At 42.7% G+C, this 15,379-nt stretch carries 14 protein-coding genes and 1 riboswitch; of the genes, 6 read left to right on the forward strand and 8 right to left on the reverse strand.

All coding sequences use genetic code 11. The features are described from left to right. Positions 1 to 300 precede the first annotated feature (300 nt). The 6 genes from QUA80_RS11200 to QUA80_RS11225 form a co-directional block, all read right to left on the reverse strand. Positions 301 to 699 carry a transporter gene (locus QUA80_RS11200; protein WP_333424119.1) on the reverse strand — a complete coding sequence of 133 codons (399 nt, stop codon included), beginning with the start codon at positions 697 to 699 and terminating at the stop codon, positions 301 to 303. An 84-nt stretch (positions 700 to 783) separates the two neighbouring features. After that, entirely contained in the window at positions 784 to 1,818 is a 1,035-nt protein-coding gene (locus tag QUA80_RS11205) for a C39 family peptidase (RefSeq protein WP_333424121.1), read from the reverse strand. Positions 1,819 to 1,874: 56 nt separating this feature from the next. Further along, positions 1,875 to 2,774 (reverse strand): hypothetical protein, encoded by a 900-nt coding sequence (locus QUA80_RS11210; RefSeq protein ID WP_333424123.1) that lies wholly within the window; start codon positions 2,772 to 2,774, stop codon positions 1,875 to 1,877. A 114-nt stretch (positions 2,775 to 2,888) separates the two neighbouring features. Then, a complete protein-coding gene (locus QUA80_RS11215) occupies positions 2,889 to 3,218 on the reverse strand; it encodes a four-helix bundle copper-binding protein (RefSeq protein ID WP_333424125.1) in 330 nt (109 codons plus the stop codon). 163 nt (positions 3,219 to 3,381) lie between these two features. Continuing rightward, positions 3,382 to 4,440: an acyltransferase gene (locus tag QUA80_RS11220; protein WP_333424127.1), complete on the reverse strand. Its 1,059-nt coding sequence runs from the start codon at positions 4,438 to 4,440 to the stop codon at positions 3,382 to 3,384. Between the two features lie 611 nt (positions 4,441 to 5,051). Next, positions 5,052 to 5,564, reverse strand: a complete 513-nt coding sequence (locus QUA80_RS11225; protein WP_445302228.1) for a hypothetical protein — start codon at positions 5,562 to 5,564, stop codon at positions 5,052 to 5,054. A gap of 362 nt (positions 5,565 to 5,926) precedes the next feature. Between QUA80_RS11225 and QUA80_RS11230 the strand changes: the two genes are divergently transcribed. The 3 genes from QUA80_RS11230 (at position 5,927) to QUA80_RS11240 (ending at position 9,608) form a co-directional block, all read left to right on the forward strand. Continuing rightward, the gene (locus QUA80_RS11230) at positions 5,927 to 7,918 is read left to right on the forward strand and encodes a heavy metal translocating P-type ATPase (RefSeq protein ID WP_333424128.1); all 1,992 of its coding nucleotides are present in this window, start codon (positions 5,927 to 5,929) and stop codon (positions 7,916 to 7,918) included. Between the two features lie 66 nt (positions 7,919 to 7,984). After that, complete coding sequence (locus QUA80_RS11235) at positions 7,985 to 8,632, forward strand: hypothetical protein (protein WP_333424130.1); 648 nt, start codon at positions 7,985 to 7,987, stop codon at positions 8,630 to 8,632. 55 nt (positions 8,633 to 8,687) lie between these two features. Next, positions 8,688 to 9,608 (forward strand): vitamin K epoxide reductase family protein, encoded by a 921-nt coding sequence (locus QUA80_RS11240; RefSeq protein WP_333424132.1) that lies wholly within the window; start codon positions 8,688 to 8,690, stop codon positions 9,606 to 9,608. Between the two features lie 178 nt (positions 9,609 to 9,786). Here the strand turns inward: QUA80_RS11240 and QUA80_RS11245 are convergent, their stop codons facing one another. Together QUA80_RS11245 and QUA80_RS11250 are read right to left on the reverse strand one after the other, a co-directional pair. Then, positions 9,787 to 10,968, reverse strand: coding sequence for a hypothetical protein (locus QUA80_RS11245; protein ID WP_333424134.1), 1,182 nt, complete (start codon positions 10,966 to 10,968; stop codon positions 9,787 to 9,789). Positions 10,969 to 11,025: 57 nt separating this feature from the next. Continuing rightward, complete coding sequence (locus tag QUA80_RS11250) at positions 11,026 to 11,220, reverse strand: hypothetical protein (RefSeq protein ID WP_333424135.1); 195 nt, start codon at positions 11,218 to 11,220, stop codon at positions 11,026 to 11,028. A 19-nt stretch (positions 11,221 to 11,239) separates the two neighbouring features. Then, positions 11,240 to 11,382, reverse strand: a riboswitch (cobalamin riboswitch). A gap of 167 nt (positions 11,383 to 11,549) precedes the next feature. Between QUA80_RS11250 and QUA80_RS11255 the strand changes: the two genes are divergently transcribed. The 3 genes from QUA80_RS11255 (at position 11,550) to QUA80_RS11265 (ending at position 15,305) form a co-directional block, all read left to right on the forward strand. Beyond that, the gene (locus QUA80_RS11255) at positions 11,550 to 12,875 is read left to right on the forward strand and encodes an Nramp family divalent metal transporter (RefSeq protein WP_333424137.1); all 1,326 of its coding nucleotides are present in this window, start codon (positions 11,550 to 11,552) and stop codon (positions 12,873 to 12,875) included. Positions 12,876 to 13,024: 149 nt separating this feature from the next. Then, positions 13,025 to 14,926 carry an ATP-binding protein gene (locus tag QUA80_RS11260; protein WP_333424140.1) on the forward strand — a complete coding sequence of 634 codons (1,902 nt, stop codon included), beginning with the start codon at positions 13,025 to 13,027 and terminating at the stop codon, positions 14,924 to 14,926. A gap of 130 nt (positions 14,927 to 15,056) precedes the next feature. Then, complete coding sequence (locus QUA80_RS11265) at positions 15,057 to 15,305, forward strand: hypothetical protein (protein ID WP_333424142.1); 249 nt, start codon at positions 15,057 to 15,059, stop codon at positions 15,303 to 15,305. Positions 15,306 to 15,379: the final 74 nt, after the last annotated feature.

A 15,379-nucleotide genomic window follows, 5' to 3' on the forward strand; every position in this document is an offset into this window, starting at 1 on the left:
TACAAGGCGCGTAATCTCTTCGGAGGTATTGAGATATAGGTAAGTTCCAGAGCGATCGCCAGTAAAATAATAAACACTGAATGCATCTTCAGCTCCTCCCTTATGGCAAGTAAAAGCGTATTAATTAATGACTAAGAAGGGTTCTATTAAGAACCCTTCTTAATCAGAATCGTCAATCTATTCGTCGATTCATACTGGATGTGAGGAGGTGCTATTAACTAGATTGACAGCTAATAATGAAATCAGGATGAAATATCAGGTGTCTGACTGCGATATTTGACCGATCGCCTTTAAACACAATTAAAAGCGTATTGATACGCCCATAAATGGCTGAATGTCGTCAGCAGCCTGTGTTAACCCAATGTTTACACCTGCATCCAGTTGGATATTCTCTGTCAGCAGATACTTGAGACCAGTGTCAAATGTGGCAACAAACTGGGAACCTCTCTCAGTAGTCTGCTGGGTAAACAACTCGAAATAAGTGCTCCACCGCTCGGAGAGTTCACGACCAAAACTAACGGTATTGACGAACCCAAGATTATATCCAGAGGCATCTTGATTCTTATTAAAGTCGAACTCTGTCTGCATACCCACGTCCCAAGTCTCAGATAATTTGACTGCAAAGGGGACAATAACGCCACCCTCAACCGAATTGTTTCCGATGTTGTTTTGATTGGTGGGTAATTTGATAAAAGGCATTTGACTGTACCTGTCGGATTTTTTTGAAAAATTTGGTACAACTATTTGACAAATGTGTGATATGTACGGTTGAACAGTCCTCTCTTATTTAGAGATGAAATGTACCCAGAAATTCCCATCTGCCATACAGACGCGACGAATTAAGTTGTAGGAATAATGAAGATAGGCTCCGCTGGCGTTGTTGTCGTACCCATTAGCAAACCATTCGCCATAAGGATCGTGAACAAACAAGCCAGTTTCGTCATAACCAACTACGGGCATAATATGACCGAAAGAAGTAAAATACCCATGTATGACAGTTGGGTTTCCATCTACCAACCAATCTTTAACTTCCTCAAATGTCCCATTCTCTTTAAAGGTATCTTGAGCACCATACTCTCTGACAATTTTTGCCAAGTCGTAGGGGTTCCAGCGACTGTAACCTTTGTTGAGTGCATATTGGTAGAGTTCGTCCTCAAATTGACCTATCTTGTCCCGGCGAGGTTTGCCGAGAAATTGCAAGCACATTGCCATTGATGTGACATTGCAAGCACCAGTCGGATTATAGTAGTTATCGAGTTGGTACTTGTAAGGAAAATTAGCCAGTTGAAAGCTTTTAGGCTTAGGTTTTGGATAAATTACCTTCCCCTCTTCTAAAATTTGGACGTGGGGCCTATAGACATACCAAATTTTAGAATTTTTAAAGGAATCTTTTCGGAAAGCTACTCGGATGCGATCGCGAACCACTTCATAAGAAACAAGCTCAAATACTTTCCCAGCTTCTATTTTTTGTTTCTCTGCATCTGATAAATCAGACATATCGATAGGTCTAGCCTGGAGAAAAGTTTCCTTAACTATCTTGAGGACTGGAGGTGGAAATTTGAGATCCGATCGCTTGGCTTCAATAAGTTTCTCGGCTGTTTTTGCTCCGATAAATCCTGGTTCGTCAGTGCACTGGATCAGCTTGTGAAATCGATTCAGGGCCGCAGTAGAGACTGGGCCAAAGATGCCGTCGGCTGGAGGGTCTAGCAAACCTAAGTCGATGAGGCGAATTTGAATTTGGCGAGTTAGCTCTTTATCGGCTGCGATCGCTTTCACATCCAACTTCTTATTTGTTCCCACAATGTTTTGGAGTTTCATAATTAATTTCTTGAATTTTTGAACGAGACGAATCTACGAATTATGAATGCTTGTTCCTAAAGAACATTCACCCAAAAATCAGCAATGACAATTTTGCCATTGCGGTTAAACTGACCCCACAGCTTGTATTTTCCCGGCTGAGGAAAACTGGTCATAAACTGTACTTGACCGTCGGGAGAATCTTTCATAGCATGGGCATGAATGTAATCTGCTTTTGTCAATGGAGATGACTGTTTGAGGATGACTAAATGCCCCCGTTCTCCCAAGTAAGGCTGCAAATCTGTAACGGGTCGATCGCTAGACTTTTGTTGCAACTTAAAGATTAAGGTGACTTCTTCACCTGCTTTGACCTTTGGTTGAGAAAAGGCTAGATTAGCTTTGGTATCTCCAAATGTTTTTGTATAATTAAAATCAATTGCTGCGGCTGGCAGATTGTCGCCTGCAACTTGTTTTTTCATCACTGAAACTTGTTCTTTTTGACCGGATGGTTTGTAGTCGCTAAACAAGGTGTAACTGCCCGATTGCGGAAAATTAGCCTCGACTTCAAAGCTACCGTTTCCTTTGTAGGTGGGATGAAGGTGGCTGAAAAATTGCAGATTGTCACTGACAACAATGAGGTGCATCAGCTTTTGTTGAAAAGTGTCAAAATTAGCGATCGCTTTCCCGGCTGAATCTTGAACGTCGATCGATAACTTAACAGGCGTTTTAGGGGCGATGTCTCTTGAAGCAGTGAGTTTTGCCTGAGTAGTTGTCGTCTGAGTCGGTGTTGAATGTCCTCGATCGGAGTTACTTGATTTTTCCCCATCTTGCATTCCACCCATTGAGGAATCGCCATGTTGCATCGGTGGCATTTGAGAGCCTTGATTTTGGGCTTTACTATTGGTTAGCCCGCTAATTGCGATCGCCCCAGCAGCAACTAAACCAGCAAAACTGTAAATCATTAATTTTTTGTCCATACTGTTATCTCATTGATTCAAAACATTCAGTTGAATTGGCTCTAGCCTGCCTCTTCCTTACTGTTTGCAGACAAGGTGAGTATTACAAATCCCACCTTGCCGAAGCGCGATTAATTAAGCAGCAGCAGTTGCCATCTGGCGGCATTCCGCAGCACAGCGCCGACAAACTTCAGCGCATTTTTGACAGTGTTCGTTTTGATGTTTCTCGCACTCGCTAGCACAAGCTTCGCAGATATCCGCACAGACTTTACAGATTGCCTCTGCAAAGCGCGAACCGCGACTCATAAAACTAGCGCAAGTCCAGCAGATGCTTGCACAATCGCGGCAGAGTCGGGCGCATTCTGGCATTTCTCCGATGCAGCAGTCAGCGCATTTTTCGCATTCAGTAGCGCACTGAACCACTGTATCGCAACAGGATTGGTGATTGTGTTGGTGTTCGCTCATAAGTAAATCTCCCTGAAAAATTTGATGTTTTAAAGGATTGAGCAGCATTTAACTGTCCTTAACTTCAGATTGACATTTATAAATGAAATCAGGATGAAATTGTTAAACGCATTTTCCGCATTTTCGATCGCCACCAAACCCAGGTATGTTGAGGAAATCCCGATTAAATTCCCAGAATGTATTGGCTGTAATTCTTGGGTAAAACTTTTTGCAACAGGTAAATAATTACAAAACAAACTAGCAAATCCACCGTCACTAAAAATGCGAGCTTTAGCAGCGGAGCGGCAGGATACACAACTTGATAAAACGCTGAAAAAACATACCTCACTACCATCAAATCCAGCAGGTATATAGGAAATGAATAAGCAGCCAATATTTTGATTAATCCAGATACTTTACTAGGAAGTTTGATTTTTTGAGAAAATGCCAAGATCGACAGTACGAACAAAATTGCGTATCCTTGAGTAGATAGTTTAAAAAACGATCGGGCAAACCAGGCATCAGAATTCACTTCACTGAGTAGGTAATATTCCCAAATACTAGCTAGATAAAACAAGATTGTTGCTGCTAAAACCAGCCTTTTTTGGCGCTGAAGGTATTCTTGAATTTTGTTATAATGACTGCCAAGAACTAAACCAGTTGAAAACGGCAAAATCCAACTAAAAATCCAGCGCTCCATCAGCGGTATAGGTATTGAAGGTAAGTATTTGAGAGCAGCTAGGTAAAACACTGTGGTAAAAGCTATTTGAATTATGAAACCCAAAGCCAAAATTTTTATGGGTTCTAAGAATCTTAATTTAACGAGAATCCACCACCACAAATAGCATTGAACGATCGCAACTATAAAGTAGTAGGGGGGCATCACAGAGCCTGTCAGCACATCTGGTACTAATCCCAGTAAATCGAATTGTTTGAGGTTGCCCAAATTATTTAAGATGTAGAAGGCTACCGACCAAAAAAGATAGGGCGGTATAATTCTCGACAGCCTTTTCTTTAAGATCGAGGTCGGATTATTCTGATTGTCAAGCTTGTTGGCGAGAAAAAACCCGCTGAGCACTAAAAATGCAGGTACGCAGAAAAGCTGGAGCGTATCGATCGAGATCAATAAAATACTACGATCTTGACCAAATGCAAAGAAACCTGCATGAATAATCACAACACTGACGATCGCCAAAGCTCTGATTAAATCGAATTGGGCAAACCTAGTAGATGCTTTTTGCATTGTAAAAACAGGGGTAGTGATGGTAGCCACACTCGGCTGCAAACGATATTTGTCAAGGGTTCCAGTCTTAAGTTGACACCTGCGGGCAGTGACGTATCCCTACTGCATGGTGGGTGCAACACCAGAAACGTTACATTCTGATTAGACAGCGTTTAACCGCGCTCAACTTAAGGTTTACATTCATAAATGAAATCAGGATGAAAATTTTAATATTGATGCGAATTTATAGTCCGGCTAAATAGCTCATTCTCTGACAGAAATTTGGTATAATATAATAAAGTGGCAGAATTACTCTACTTTGAAAATTCCCGAATGAAGCTTACAGCAGATTGCAGGTTTGTGAAGTTCCTTCACAAGGCTTTTCGGGACACAGAATTGCCGTGTCCCTACCTCTTCTGCGTACATCACATACATGAAAAGTGCTGTATAAAAATGAGCCAGCAACATTTAAAAAACCCAATTTTCCAATGAAGGGCTATGGGGATAGCAATGCTGGCGTTTTGCCTTGCGATCGTGGCTGCTTTATTCTTTATCGACGGAAGTTGGCGGGCATTAGTCGATCGCGATAACAAACAGCCCGCATTCCTATGAAAGCATAGGAAATCAGCTATCTATCGATCGAATGTAAAACGACCGTCCACTTTTTCTCCGTTAATATCCGCTGTCACCTTCACTGGATACTGACCGGGATCTTTGACTGGAAATACCACGGCGTAATGTTTGCCATCAGCATCGTATTTTAGCTCTAATGTTTGCTGCTTTCCGTTCGGTAACTGCACTTGAGCCGTCACTTTTGCGCCAGGAATTGGTTCGTGGTTATCACCTTTTTGCAAATAAAGATCTAAGTGAGTTCCGGTATCTTCTTTCTGAGTTAAAAGTTCTAGGTGGTAAGGCCCCGACTCGACAACTTGACCTCCTTTAGATTGTTTGGGATGGTCTGTTTTAGCAGTTGCCGCGGCCGGACTGGAAGCATTAGGTGCAGAGGCAACAGGTGAAGCTGCTGGGCTGCTATTTGGAGCGCTTGCTTCGTCGCCTTTACTGCACGCTCCCAAAAACAGCAATCCGATACTGACTAGAACGATCGAGCTTGACTTGAAGGATTTCAAATGATGAACTCTTAGCATATATTGTTGAGCATCAGGTATTCCCCTAATTTTACACAGGAAAGTGAAATTAGGATGAAATTTGCGATCGCACTAAAATTTTCATTCACAGCAAGACTTCTGGCCGCTGGAATACAGAAAATTGCCCGCTTTGAGTCAGGTTTGCGATCGCCTTAACTGCCGATCGATTCGATCGATGATTTTGATTCTTATATTCAAGAAAACAATAATTATTATCATTTTGATTGCAAGCTGATGCAGGCTCATTCTGCTTGACTGGCTGCTAAACTTTTAACTCAAGCTCTATTACTTTGTGAGTTTTTGGGATATAATTTGAATAGTTGTTCATATGTCTATATAATCGATCCAACCCAGGAGGCACAGTGACAAAGCCAAAAGCAAATCCTTCCGGCTGCTGCAGTTGCAGTCACGACGACGATCGCGACCATGACCATAACCATGACCACGGCCACGGCCACGACCACAGCCACGACCACGGGAACGGAGATTTTAACCTGAAGCAAGAATTGATTCCTGTGATATCGGTTGTTGTACTGTTTTTTGGCGGTTTAATCTTTGAAGAACAACTGCACAACACGCCCTATTCTATAGGTGAATATCTGATTTTCATCCCCGCCTATCTTTTAAGCGGATGGAATGTTTTAACTATTGCCGGCCGCAATATTCTGCGAGGTCGGTTTTTTGATGAAAACTTCTTAATGACGATCGCAACTCTGGGGGCTATAGCTATTCACAAACTTCCGGAAGCAGTCGGGGTTATGTTGTTCTTCAAAATCGGAGAACTTTTTCAAGAATTTGCCGTTGGGCGATCGCGTCAATCAATTCGATCGCTCTTAGAAATTCGCCCCGACAGCGCCAACCTCAAAGCAAATGGTGAAATCAAAAAAGTTGCACCGCAAACTGTAGTCGTCGGCGATATCATCTTAGTCAAACCGGGAGAAAAAATCCCCTTAGACGGTGAAATTATCGACGGCAATTCTCAGGTTGACACATCGGCACTCACTGGTGAATCAGTACCTCGAATCGTGAAAGTTGGAGACACAGTTTTAGCAGGAACAATTAACCAGACAGGAGTTCTCACCGTCCTAGTTACTAAAGTCTTTGGTGAATCTTCAATATCCCGAATTCTGGAATTAGTAGAAAATGCCCGAAGCAAAAAAGCTGAAACTGAGAAATTCATCAGCAAATTTGCCAGTTACTACACGCCGTTTGTGGTATTTGCATCGCTAGCAGTGGCTTTAATTCCGCCTTTGTTTATTTCAGGAGCAACTAATGCAGATAGATTTTTATGGGTTTACCGCGCCCTAGTCTTGTTAGTTATTTCCTGTCCGTGCGGATTAGTGATTAGTATTCCTCTGGGATACTTTGGGGGAATTGGCGGTGCAGCCAAGAGCGGTATTTTGGTTAAAGGCTCGACTTTTCTAGATACCCTAACAGCAGTCAAGACAGTTGTTTTGGACAAAACAGGAACTTTGACAAAAGGAGTTTTTAAAGTAGCGCAAATTGTACCTGCAAATGGTTTTTCCCAAACAGAGTTAATGGAAATAGCGGCTAAAGTAGAATCTCAATCAAATCACCCAGTCGCGAAATCTATTATGGAAGCTTACGGCGGCAAGATAGATTCATCGGATGTGCAAGATTACGAAGAAATAGCAGGCCACGGCATTCGAGCAAAAGTACAAAACCGAATTGTGCTGGCTGGAAATGACCGTTTGCTGCACCGAGAAAATATCCCTCACGATATCTGCAATGCTGAAGGTACGATCGTGCATTTAGCGGTAGACAACCGCTACGCTGGCTATATTTTAATTGCTGACGAGCTTAAGGAAGACGCACTACAGGCTATTGGCGATCTCAAGAAAGTCGGTGTCGATCGAATCGTGATGCTGACGGGAGATAATCAAGCTGTAGCCGAGAGTGTGGCGAAAAAGCTCGGTTTAGATTCCTACTTAGCAGAGTTATTACCTGAAGGAAAAGTAGAGGCGATCGAAAAACTGATTTCCCAATCTAAAGGCGGCGATAAAATTATCTTCGTCGGGGATGGAATTAATGATGCACCCGTGCTTGCTAGAGCTGATGTTGGCATAGCAATGGGAGGTTTGGGTTCGGATGCGGCGATCGAAACTGCTGATATTGTAATTATGGCAGATGCACCTTCCAAGGTGGCTGAAGCCATCCAAATTTCCCGAAAAACTCACAATATTGTTTGGCAAAATATCATTTTTGCTATGTCAGTCAAAGCGATATTTATTGCTTTGGGTGCTTTTGGGTTAGCGACAATGTGGGAAGCTGTTTTTGCCGATGTCGGCGTGGCTTTAGCTGCGATTTTCAATGCGACTAGAGTGTTGAAATAGTCGGATGAAAACTACAGGAGGGAGGAATTGCCCGCCCTCCTTCTAGCAATTTGTAAAGGAAAGCAAATGGAAAGTGTCATCAAAATTTTATTGGGAAGTTTAGCTCTCAGTATTATTCACGCATTAATTCCCAACCACTGGATGCCTTTAATTGCCATTGGTAAAACTGAAAATTGGTCTCGAAGCGAAACTTTACAAGCAACAGTAATTACAGGAGTTGCTCATACCCTCAGCATTATCCTAATTGGAATTGTCGTTGGCTTATGCGGTTACAAGTTCGCTGATACCTATGTAGAGGCTGCTAAAATAATTGCACCTTTAGTTTTATTGGTTTTAGGAATTATCTATCTTTTGGCCGAGTTAGATAGTTCTCGCAAACACCACCACCATCACGCTGAAACAGTTAATTTAACTACCAAGCGATCGCACTTTCAAATTTTAGCTGTTTTAGGAACAGGAATGTTTTTCTCGCCTTGCATCGAGATTGAAGCCTATTATTTTTCAGCAGGAACGATTGGTTGGGTCGGCATACTTGTAGTTTCTGCTGTCTACTTAGTGGTGACTGTTTTGGGAATGGTTTTGCTAGTAGATTTCGGAATGAAAGGAGTTAATGCTTTAGAAGAAAAGCTGCACTTTTTTGAGCATCACGAACAAGGATTAACCGGAGTAGTGTTAATCCTTCTAGGAATGGTGGCTTATTTCATCAAAGTGTAAAATGGTTGGTAATAAAATCTAGTTTTGGGAAACATTCAGCACAGGAAAAAATATTATGCGCCGTCAACGTTCTCTGCCCTGGATTCACCGCTATTCCCGCCCGATTGTGGCAGGTATTGCAACTATTGGGGCTGCGATAACTGCCTATCTAACAGCAATCAAGTTATCCAATGGAACGGCAGTTTGCCCGATCGAAGGCTGCGATATCGTGCTTTCGAGTCCCTATGCCTATGTCTTTGGTTTGCCTCTTTCTTTATTTGGTTTGTTGGGCTATTTGAGTACGATCGTTTTCGCAGTAGCTCCCCTATTTGTCAATCCCTCAGAACAAAAAGCTCTCCGCTTTAAATTAGAGTCTTGGACTGGATTATTGCTGTTTGCTGGTGGCACAGCAATGATGGTTTTCAGCGGCTATCTGATGTATGTACTGGCTGTCGATATCAAAGCAACTTGTATTTACTGTATTGCCTCTGCTTTGTTGGCAACTAGCTTGTTTGTCCTAGCATTAATCGGTCGTGAATGGGATGATATCGGGCAACTGTTTTTGATAGGAACTCTGGTATCTATGTTAGTGCTGGTTTCCTCTCTTGCTCTTTATGCCGATGTCAATAATCTCGGTGCAGCGAAGGACAGCAGCATCACCATTACGACATCTTCCGGTAATTCTGAAATCGCTTTGGCGCGACATTTAAAAAGAGTGGGAGCTAAAATGTACGGTTCTTTTACCTGCGAACACTGCCAAGCGCAGAAGGAAAGTTTTGGCAAAGAAGCAGCTCGCATTATAAATTACATCGAGTGCAATCCTAAAGGGAAAAATGCGAGGCGCGATCTTTGTCAAGCTGCTAAGATTCAAGGGACTCCAGCTTGGGAAATTAACGGTAAGTTATACCAAGGGGAAAAATCTTTGCAGGAGTTAGCCGATCTATCTGGCTATCAGGGAACTCGCGAATTTAAAAATTCTTCAGGTCACGGGCATTAACTTATACCAAATCCGAGTTAGTCATCCCCTTTATAAATCCTCCGTTTGGAGCCATAGTAATTGCGATTGCGGAGCGCAGTGAACAATGATAATATTGCGGGTTAGTAAACCCGGATTTGGTATAACTTATTCACTTTTAGCGATCGCTACTAATAGCAGCCAATCGATCGCAGCTTGGTTAAGTTAGTTGCGATCGGCCGAGCAAACGGCGCTGCAATCCAAATCCGATCGCCATTCCCGCAACTACAATGCCTGTAAAGTAAGCCAACACAGTCAACCGTACTGAAAGAGGAGGCGCAACTCCTTCAACTTCTATAATTTGTGAAACCTGCAATGGTAGAAACTGACGGGCTGCATTTGGCTGGGGAGAAACTTCCACCTCAACTTGATGAGGCGCGCCATCAAAAAACTGCTCTTGCCATACCAGTTTTCCTGCCGCATCTGGGCTGCCTTTGTAGCCAAAAGCAATCCACTCATCTTCGACTGGGGTGACTTTAATATTCAACAATACATCTGTGACTGGCTGATTTGTTTTGGTATCGGTGACTTGAACTTGTAAATTAGCAGTTGTACCTACTGTGGCAGTAACATCTCCAGAAAGTCGCACCTCCAAACCCTGCGATCGCGCGATCGGGCGAGTTTTTTCTGTTGGTTTAGATTCAGTCATGTGAGACATGGGCATCGACATCTTAGACTGGGCAATTTCAGCACTGACATTGACAAATAATAAGGCAGAGATCGCAATTATTATCGCCCCACTTAACAGCAATCGCACTCTCTCAGGCGCTATTTCTCCGGCTTGGATTTTTGGCTTTCCTCCAATTGCCAAGCCGCCACCTAGCCCGACAACCAACAAAATCGCCGCTAAAATCGCAAAATTGCGATACTTCACGCCGTTTTCCGGTACTGATAGTGTTAAAGTTTGCTGGATTGGGGTAAAAGCATTTTGGGCGATCGGAGTCACCTTTGCTAACAATTGATAATTTCCCCGAATCGGCAGCATTTGCTGGATTTGCAACTCACCTTTAGGAGCAATAGCTTCTATTTCCAGCAACTTTGTGCCTTCCACAATCGGAAAATCGGTGGTAAACCAAGGATTTTTCGGCGGAGTTAGAATTGTTAACCCCATTCGAGCATTTTCTAAAGGAATACCTGCTGCATCTAAAGCTTGCAGCTTTAAAGTCGCTGGAGATGAAGGTGTAGTTGCCTCGGCTTCAAAGGGTAAAATCTGGCTGATTTGTGGTTCGGCAGTCAGTCGCACAGTTGGTTGTGGAGACTGCGAAAACCCTACCCAAGCATAGAAAGATATACTCATCATGCAGGCAGCACTAATGAGTGCAGAAAACTTGAATTTTGACATTTTAATTCTGGACTTTTAAGGACTCTCGCGTGTGGTGGGGACGGGTTTATTTAACCTCTAGTGACAGCTAACCATCAAAGTGTGGTGGCGCAAAGAGTGTACCCGATCGTGGAAGGCGGGATAAGTTGTAAAGTAAACAGTCCAGATAGTCAAAGCGCACAAGGAGATGTAGAGAGTAGCTTGCACGGGTGTTGAAAGGGTAAACCGTGCTGTTTGTTGCCAAATTGAAGAAGAAGATTGAGTAGTCATCATGTACCTCGCAGATGAAATTAACTAAATTTGCGTATCGGCGGGCATCCTGACTTGGAGAACTTGTCTCCTTCACAGTTGCGGGACAGTGCCGGACTTGCACCGAACTTTCCCCCTTACCTCTGGTGGCTGCTTCTCACCAGAACCGATTTGATATTCAGACAGTACCACAGTTTCTGCGGCTGCATTCACATTACCTAGAGTTTTACACGAAAGATACACAACTTAATATTTACTGAAATCTGCCGGATTTAGAACCCTCCGACTGATGACATTCCCCTACCTTCGTGAGATTATGAAAGAAATATGAAAATAGTTGAACTGTAAAACAAATGACTGATTCCGAGAACAAACCCAGCCTTCCAGAGGTTCACCGCAGCATTCCCATTCCCAACAGCAAAGGTTTCTGGCGTAAAATGCTGGCTTACGCAGGGCCTGGATATTTAGTTTCAGTCGGTTACATGGACCCCGGAAACTGGGCGACTGACTTAGCGGGAGGAGCAAAGTTTGGCTATACGCTATTAAGTGTGATTTTGCTATCTAATTTGATGGCAATTTTGCTGCAATCACTGTGCGTGCGTTTGGGAGTAGCAACGGGACGAGATTTGGCACAAGCTTGTCGAGATTATTTCAGTCCAAGAGTCAGTTTTTTGCTGTGGATACTTTGTGAAATTGCGATTTCGGCTTGCGATTTAGCAGAACTGGTGGGAAGTGCGATCGGACTGCAATTACTATTTGGAATTCCGTTAGTTTGGGGCGTATGTATCACTGCACTAGATGTGATAATGGTGTTGTTTTTACAAGGTAAAGGCTTTCGTTATATCGAAGCTTTGGTAATTACCATTATTGCGATTATTGGCGGTTGTTTTATTACCGAAATTATTTTTTCCAAACCGGATGCAGGAGGAGTTTTACTCGGCTATGTTCCCAAGCTAGAGATTTTGCAAAATCAAGGAATGCTTTATATTGCGGTTGGTATTTTAGGGGCAACTGTGATGCCGCACAATCTTTACTTGCATTCATCGATCGTGCAAACTCGGGCTTGGCAAGAAACTTCCGATCGAAAATGGGAAGCAATTAAATTTGGCACGATCGATTCCACAGTAGCACTGTCAATAGCTTTGTTTATAAATTCAGCTATTCTGATTTTGTCGGCTGCCACATTTCACTTTTCCGGCTATCAAGAAGTAGCGGAAATTCAAGATGCCTACAAACTGCTTTCTCCGGTGCTGGGAGTGGGTTCTGCTAGTGCAATTTTTGCCTTTGCTTTATTGGCATCGGGGCAGAATTCAACGCTGACAGCAACTCTGGCAGGACAGATCGTGATGGAAGGGTTTCTCAATTTTCGGCTGCGGCCTTGGTTGCGGCGCTTGCTGACTCGACTGATTGCGATTGTGCCGGCTTTGATAACAATTATCTTGTTTGGGGAAGGCAGTACAACTAATCTACTGGTTTTCAGTCAAGTTATTCTGAGTTTGCAACTATCTTTTGCAGTAATTCCCTTAGTCATGTTTACCTCAAACCGCCGCTTGATGGGAGAGTTTGTGAATCCATTTTGGCTGAAAGCTGTAGCTCGATCGGTTGCTAGTGTTATAGTAGGATTAAATATTTGGCTGCTATTGCAAACCTTTGCGGGTTGGTTGTCGGCGCGATCGTAATTTTCTACAGATCCCTCCCCATCTTTAATAGCAGTTGAAGGAATTAATCTTTCCTAGTTCTTAACTTTTGGTGGCTATGCTGAACCAAGCTACTGCGCGCGATCGCAGATGAATAGCGTATAGTAGTCGTCAACCTTAACATTATTCCCATGTCCTCAGAAAACCATCAGCAAGCTGTACTCCAAAAGCAATCCCACAGAAAAACATCAAGGGATTGGAAACTTGCTCCCAATTGGTTGCAGCGACAGTTCAGCCGCGCCCCGATTCGGTGGAAAATTAGCTTGGGTTATGCACTGGTACTTAGTATTGCTGTTTTGGGAACAACTGTCGGACAGCTAGTTGGAAACTTCCATACCAGAAAAGCTTGGGATCGCCTCAACCTCGAACAAGACGAGGCGCAGCTTTTAAGCGAACTGAAAATTGCTGTAGTGGAAACTCAATCCCACCAACAAAAGCTAGTTATTCTGATGGAATATCCCGACTCATTTAACCACGAAAAGGATGAATACTTCGCTCACCAAAAACAAGTTAATCAGCTTTTTTATAAGTTAAAAATTTTGGTAGCTCGAAATTTCAACAAAGACGACACAGAAATAGTAGATTTGAATCAATTTTTACAGGCTTATGATGCAACTCAAAGAGCTTACAGTCAACAACTCGATCGGCTGCTGCAAGAAATCGATCCGAAACGCTTGTCGCGAGAACAAGTTACAGCCTCGCAACAGTTACTTTGGGAATTTACTAAAAGTCAGTCGGCGAGAGATTTTAACCAACTTTCAGAAGACTTAACTAAACTTGTTAAGGTTGCCGAGCGAGGACAGGAGCAAGCCGAAATCGGTATGGATCGCGCGCGGCAAATTATTAATAAAATCAGTACCGCCAGTTTTTTACTATCGGTAATCGGTGCCACTATTTTTGCATTATACATCAGTCGGATGCTTTCTCAACCTATAGAAGCACTCACTCAAGTTGCCGAACAAGCAACGAAGGAATCCAATTTTAGCCTCCAAGCTGCGGTTACTACTGACGATGAAGTTGCAAGATTAACAACTTCTTTCAACAGTCTAGTTCAGTCTGTTAAAGAGCATATTGAAGCACTAGAAATCTCGAATCAAAACTTGGAAAAGCGCGTAGATGAAAGAACAGAAGAACTTTCCAAAAAAAATCAGGAGTTGCAGTCAGCTTACAACCAACTTGCAGATGCCTTGCACAATCTTCAACAGACTCAAGCCCAGCTAATTCAATGCGAAAAAATGTCTAGTTTGGGTCAAATGGTAGCAGGTATCGCTCACGAAATCAACAATCCGGTCAGTTTTATTTACAGCAACCTAGAACACGCTAGTAACTACGCTCGAGACTTACTGCGATTAGTGGAATTGTACCAGAAGCAGTACCCTAATCCCAGCGGTGAAATTCAAGCTGAAACTGAGGCAATAGACCTGGATTTTCTGGCTGATGATTTTTCTAAACTTATACATTCAATGAAAAATGGCGCTGACAGAATTCGGCAAATTGTTCTGTCTCTGCGTAACTTTTCTCGATTGGATGAATCGCAGCTAAAATTTGCCAATATTCACGAAGGAATTGACAGCACCTTGGTAATTGTCAATCAGCGGTTGGAGCAAAAGATTGCAGTGATTAAAGACTATGGAGATTTGCCTTTAGTCAAGTGTTATCCCGCACTTTTAAATCAGGTGTTTATGAATATAATCGAAAATGCGATTTGGGCTATTGAGGAACGAAACTTTCATGGTAAAGACTCAAGCTGTGAGACTCATAAACCTACCATCTGGATTCATACGAAAATAATAGATAGCGAGCTGGTTAAAATCATAATTAGAGATAACGGTACTGGGATAGCGCCTGAGTTAAAAAATAAAATATTTGACCCTTTTTTTACTACGAAAGATGTCGGCAAAGGAACAGGTTTAGGACTAACTGTTTGTTATCAAGCGATCGAAAAGCACAAGGGTAAATTAGAGGTTTTTTCGGAACTGAGAGAGGGAGCGGAGTTTTGCATAACCCTGTCAATTAAACCGTCGGACAATTGACATAAACACGATCGCAAACAGCATCAAGCCATAATTTTACCAAATTTTTTAGGTTTCGCTTAATCTTTCCAAGTTCTTGACATTTGTCCTCTAGAGTGAAACCGCAAACATACATGGGAAGGATTTGACGATGCAAATTGCAAAGAAAACCTCTGTAATTGACAATCAAAGCGACGGCGAGACTAATGATGAGTCGCTGGATGCGGCTAGTGTCAGCAACGATCCGATGGATCGCTGGCAGGCAAAGGATGTCGTTCCACCATTTAGCAATCAAGTAGACGGCATAATGTGGAGCGATCCGCTCGACGATCGAATAGGTAATGACTTGCTCTGCGATCGCTTCATCAGCGAAAAATTACCTGAAAATTTTCTCAATTAAATAAATCTTGCTGAGTTCTTGACTTTTGTTATCTACAGTGAAACTGCAAGCCTAAATTAAAGAAGTTTCACGCC

It is taken from the genome of Microcoleus sp. F4-D5, from assembly GCF_036704885.1.
GTDB lineage: Bacteria > Cyanobacteriota > Cyanobacteriia > Cyanobacteriales > Microcoleaceae > Microcoleus.

What these genes read in the sequence shown, in the direction of transcription:
- QUA80_RS11220 (WP_333424127.1), bottom strand. Translation starts at nt 4,440, where the DNA reads ATGCAAAAAGCATCTACTAGGTTTGCCCAATTCGATTTAATCAGAGCT.
- QUA80_RS11200 (WP_333424119.1), bottom strand. Translation starts at nt 699, where the DNA reads ATGCCTTTTATCAAATTACCCACCAATCAAAACAACATCGGAAACAAT.
- QUA80_RS11265 (WP_333424142.1), top strand. Translation starts at nt 15,057, where the DNA reads ATGCAAATTGCAAAGAAAACCTCTGTAATTGACAATCAAAGCGACGGC.
- QUA80_RS11215 (WP_333424125.1), bottom strand. Translation starts at nt 3,218, where the DNA reads ATGAGCGAACACCAACACAATCACCAATCCTGTTGCGATACAGTGGTT.
- QUA80_RS11205 (WP_333424121.1), bottom strand. Translation starts at nt 1,818, where the DNA reads ATGAAACTCCAAAACATTGTGGGAACAAATAAGAAGTTGGATGTGAAA.
- QUA80_RS11240 (WP_333424132.1), top strand. Translation starts at nt 8,688, where the DNA reads ATGCGCCGTCAACGTTCTCTGCCCTGGATTCACCGCTATTCCCGCCCG.
- QUA80_RS11255 (WP_333424137.1), top strand. Translation starts at nt 11,550, where the DNA reads ATGACTGATTCCGAGAACAAACCCAGCCTTCCAGAGGTTCACCGCAGC.
- QUA80_RS11250 (WP_333424135.1), bottom strand. Translation starts at nt 11,220, where the DNA reads ATGATGACTACTCAATCTTCTTCTTCAATTTGGCAACAAACAGCACGG.
- QUA80_RS11225 (WP_445302228.1), bottom strand. Translation starts at nt 5,564, where the DNA reads ATGCTAAGAGTTCATCATTTGAAATCCTTCAAGTCAAGCTCGATCGTT.
- QUA80_RS11260 (WP_333424140.1), top strand. Translation starts at nt 13,025, where the DNA reads ATGTCCTCAGAAAACCATCAGCAAGCTGTACTCCAAAAGCAATCCCAC.
- QUA80_RS11210 (WP_333424123.1), bottom strand. Translation starts at nt 2,774, where the DNA reads ATGGACAAAAAATTAATGATTTACAGTTTTGCTGGTTTAGTTGCTGCT.
- QUA80_RS11235 (WP_333424130.1), top strand. Translation starts at nt 7,985, where the DNA reads ATGGAAAGTGTCATCAAAATTTTATTGGGAAGTTTAGCTCTCAGTATT.
- QUA80_RS11245 (WP_333424134.1), bottom strand. Translation starts at nt 10,968, where the DNA reads ATGTCAAAATTCAAGTTTTCTGCACTCATTAGTGCTGCCTGCATGATG.